General features: G+C 42.6%; 1 protein-coding gene. It reads right to left on the minus strand.

The genetic code is table 11. The features are described 5' to 3' along the window. On the minus strand, window positions 1-262 hold a 262-nt coding region (locus CWC11_RS21520; protein ID WP_249330798.1), incomplete at its 3' end, for a GNAT family protein. Window positions 263-296 lie beyond the last annotated feature (34 nt).

A 296-nucleotide genomic window follows, 5' to 3' on the forward strand; every position in this document is an offset into this window, starting at 1 on the left:
CTATCACCTCTTTTTTTAGTCTATATCCTATCTCTCCGACTAAACTGGTCTTGTTGATATACTTAAACATCACTTCCCCGATCAGCTCATTCGATCCATTAAGTGTAATGGCCAGCGCCAATCTCTGGTTTTCTTCACCTAACCAAGGCTGACAATTCTCAACTAAACGCTGCTTTGCCTGTGCAAAAGTGATCTGATCGCTGATATAACGAGATGTTTGTGGACAACTACGGTGCGCAAAACTCGCGTGAAGATCCGCCATAGTCATCGGTCTTATTGTTAATCTGGATGTACAA

It is taken from the genome of Pseudoalteromonas sp. S3178 (assembly GCF_005886985.1).
GTDB classification, from domain to species: domain Bacteria; phylum Pseudomonadota; class Gammaproteobacteria; order Enterobacterales; family Alteromonadaceae; genus Pseudoalteromonas; species Pseudoalteromonas carrageenovora.